Raw genomic sequence first — 3451 nt, 5'->3', positions numbered from 1 at the left:
CTAAAATGTTAAGTAATTTCTTAGATTTATCATCTTCTAAAAAACTTAAAGCATTGTTAACTTTATCCTCATGTACACAGATCACATCACAAGCACTTTCATAGCTCATATAAAATCACACCCTAAATTAAAATATAAATCCTAAAAACGTAAAAAAAGAGGTGACTATGTGCAATCACCTCTTTTTTGAGTTCAACGACATTTGCAAAATGTCGTAACGGTTAAGCGTTCAATTTGTAAGCATAACGTTCCATATAACAGCATACAAAGTAGTGCATCAATTCATCAGCATTTAATACCACTATCGTTAATTCTGCACCGCATGGCTTTGTATAGCGGACATAATGGTATAAATCATCAAATAAGTCTTTTTTAGCCTGTTTATCGCTCATATTGAATACTTCGTGTACATTAAAGTCCTTTTTCTTCTAATCTCTTTGTAATCACGCCGAAAACGAATGTGTTCATGTATCATCACTCCATAATTTTTTAATATTCACATGAACACTAAAACACCGACACGTCGGTGTTTAATTATGTTTTCTTTAAACCAAAGTTAATGTATACGCCAAAATTTATTATACATTATCTAGTTGACTTATTAAAAATAAATGAAGGTTTGCATAGAAGGCTCGTATCAAATCAGCAAATCATTAAAGTTAATTATTGATTGTCGGATAAATATTTTTGTACCTCAGCTTTATCTTTATACCCATTCGCAAAAAATACAGCACACGGTTTATTAGAATTATCTAAATAAGTAATTGAGAATTTTCCTTCGTCTATATTTCCCTCAACTTCTGTACGACTCCAATCTTTAATATAACCCAAGTATTCAAACCCATCATCATATTGATCAGACCAAAAGTAAGGAATAACATTAAACATCGAAGAAGAGCCTTCAATGATATTTTTAGCTACGTTTTTACCTTGGTTATATGCATTTTCCCAATGTTTTACATTAATTAAATCATTGTTATAAGGCCAGACTGCGCAGTCACCAACTGCATACACATCTTTCACACTAGTTTGACCGTATTTATCAACAATATATCCTTGGTTATTATACTCTATTTTCTTATTTCCAACGTTTTTAATTGCTTCAAAATTTGTTCCAATACCAATTATAAGTAGATCACAGTCTATTTTTAAGCCGTTATTCGTTACAATCTGTTCTATATTATTTTTACCTTCTATGCTTTTTATGGTGTCACCAGCAATAACATTTACACCTTTTCTTTCGTGCAATTGTTTAATGTAGCTTGAAGCTTGTTGTCCAATGACTTTACCTAATGGATATTTAGATCTAGAAATTAGAGTGACGTTTTGATTTAATCTAATCAGGCTAGCAGCCAATTCTAAACCAATAAATCCTCCACCAAGGATAACAATATTTTTACTTATTGATTGAACATTTCTTTTTATATTTACCGCATCTAAATAATTAGACAGATAGTTAACACCTGATACATTTTTAGTATTTTCTAACGTTCTAACTTTTGTGCCAGTTGCTAAAACTAAATTATTATAATCAATTGTTTCTTTGCTTTCTGTATTAATTTGTTTATTGTAAGAATCTATACTTACTACTTTAGTATTTAACGCGATTTCTATATTATTATCGTCATAAAAATTTTCTTTTTCTAATAATGGTAATGTTGTATTATTTAAGTCCTGCATCCATTCCTTTGTCAAAGGTGGTTTATCATACGGAAAGCCGATTCTCGCTTTCTATAATTAAAATTTCACCTTGATATTCATTTTTTCTTAATTCCTTAGCTGTGAATACACCAGCTATTGATCCACCTACAATAACTGTTCGATTGCCCATCATTAAAATTCCTTTCTTTATAAGATGTGTTTATTAATAATGTCATGATTCCCTGTCACAGGGATAATTGTACCGGTTATATAACTTGATTTTTCTTCACATAAAAATTTAATAACATGTGAAATATCTTCACCATACTCTTTTCTGGGTATTGTAAAGGGATTCATTTTATTTTCTTCATCACTTATAGTTTTTTCTTTATCTTCTTCAAAAATATCGCCAGGAGACACAGTGTTAAAGGTAATACCATAATTAGCTTCTTCTCGGGATAATGTTTTTGACAAGGAAATCGCAGCTGTCTTAGCTGCAGCATACACACCTCTATGAACCCAACCCGGTAAATTTTGAACTTGATCAAATCCAATTGTTATTACTCTTCCCCAATAATTCTGTCTCATTATAGGAATAATTTCTTTCACTAAATTAAAAAAACTTTTAAAATTACCATCTACCATTGAAGACCATTCGTTATAATTTGTATCAACAATCGACTTTTTCTCTTTAATAAAAGGCCCTGCATTATGAATTAAAATGTCTAAATTTCCCATTTCATTTACAATTTGATTAACCATCTTTTTTACATCGTATTCTTTACTCACATCTGCTTGAATGGCCATTGCTTTTACGTTATATTCAAATCTTAATTTTTTTGCCAATTCTTCTGCCTTTATTTTACTATTTCTATAATTGATTACGATATTAATGCCTTCATTTGCTAAATCAATGGCTGTTTTTTTACCAAGCCCTTTAGCACTGCCTGTAATTAGTGCAGTTTTTTTATTCATAAATTTTACACCTGATTTCAATTATTTATTGATTAAAGTTAAAAATTCATTTCTCGTATTATAATTATCGTGGAATAAACCATGTACTGCTGATGTAATTGTTGATGATTGCTCTTTTTTAACACCTCTACTACACATACACATATGTTTAGCTTCTAAGACAACCATTACTCCTTTAGGTTCTAAAACTTCATTTACAGCTTGAGCTATCTGTGTAGTCAATCTTTCTTGTACTTGAAATCTTCTGGCATATCCTTCAACAACTCTACCTATTTTAGACAAACCAGTTACTTTTTTGTCGGGAATATAACCAACATGAGCGACACCAAAAAATGGTGCAAAGTGGTGTTCACACATAGAGTAAAACTCTATATCTTTAACTAAAACCATATCATCTTGTTTCACATCAAACGTCTTTACTAAATGCTTTTTAGGGTTCTCATTATAACCTTCTGTATACTCTAAAAAGGCTTTAATAAAACGATATGGTGATTCTAATAAACCTTCTCTATTGGGATCATCACCGCACAAATCAATAATGTTTTTTATACTTTCCATAGCTGAATTAATTTGTATACGCTTTTCTTCACTGTTATTTGGAAAGTAGTGTTCAATTAATTTATTCACCTTATTCTCATCCAATTGTTAAGTCACTTCTTTGCTTTAAAATTTTAAGTTTTATTTATCTTCAGTATTTAGCAACTAATAATGAATATCAAGTGGAATGCTTAGGTTCTGTTGCAAAGTAAAAAAATATAGCTAACCACTAATTTATCATGTCAGTGTTCGCTTAACTTGCTAGCATGATGCTAATTTCGTGGCATGGCGAAAATCC

Annotated in this window: 5 protein-coding genes and 1 pseudogene; all 6 read right to left on the bottom strand. The window is 30.3% G+C overall.

Annotated elements, in window-relative coordinates:
* Positions 1-109 (bottom strand): annotated as a pseudogene (locus N524_RS12870) (transcriptional regulator); the annotation flags it as partial.
* A 112-nt stretch (positions 110-221) separates the two neighbouring features.
* On the bottom strand, positions 222-392 hold the full coding sequence (locus N524_RS13265) for a hypothetical protein (RefSeq protein ID WP_231460221.1): 171 nt from the start codon (positions 390-392) through the stop codon (positions 222-224).
* A 271-nt stretch (positions 393-663) separates the two neighbouring features.
* Positions 664-1695 (bottom strand): NAD(P)/FAD-dependent oxidoreductase, encoded by a 1032-nt coding sequence (locus N524_RS0109370; RefSeq protein WP_155979884.1) that lies wholly within the window; start codon positions 1693-1695, stop codon positions 664-666.
* Between the two features lie 10 nt (positions 1696-1705).
* Positions 1706-1831: an NAD(P)-binding protein gene (locus N524_RS13480; protein ID WP_197018762.1), complete on the bottom strand. Its 126-nt coding sequence runs from the start codon at positions 1829-1831 to the stop codon at positions 1706-1708.
* A gap of 17 nt (positions 1832-1848) precedes the next feature.
* Positions 1849-2616, bottom strand: a complete 768-nt coding sequence (locus tag N524_RS0109360) for an SDR family oxidoreductase (RefSeq protein WP_029056333.1) — start codon at positions 2614-2616, stop codon at positions 1849-1851.
* Between the two features lie 21 nt (positions 2617-2637).
* Positions 2638-3243: a GTP cyclohydrolase I FolE gene (gene folE, locus N524_RS0109355; protein WP_029056332.1), complete on the bottom strand. Its 606-nt coding sequence runs from the start codon at positions 3241-3243 to the stop codon at positions 2638-2640.
* Positions 3244-3451: the final 208 nt, after the last annotated feature.

The organism is Staphylococcus sp. URHA0057 (assembly GCF_000620265.1).
Classification (GTDB): domain Bacteria; phylum Bacillota; class Bacilli; order Staphylococcales; family Staphylococcaceae; genus Staphylococcus; species Staphylococcus pasteuri.
The sequence above is the reverse complement of the archived record's forward strand: the minus strand, read 5'-3'. Positions and strand labels throughout refer to the sequence as shown.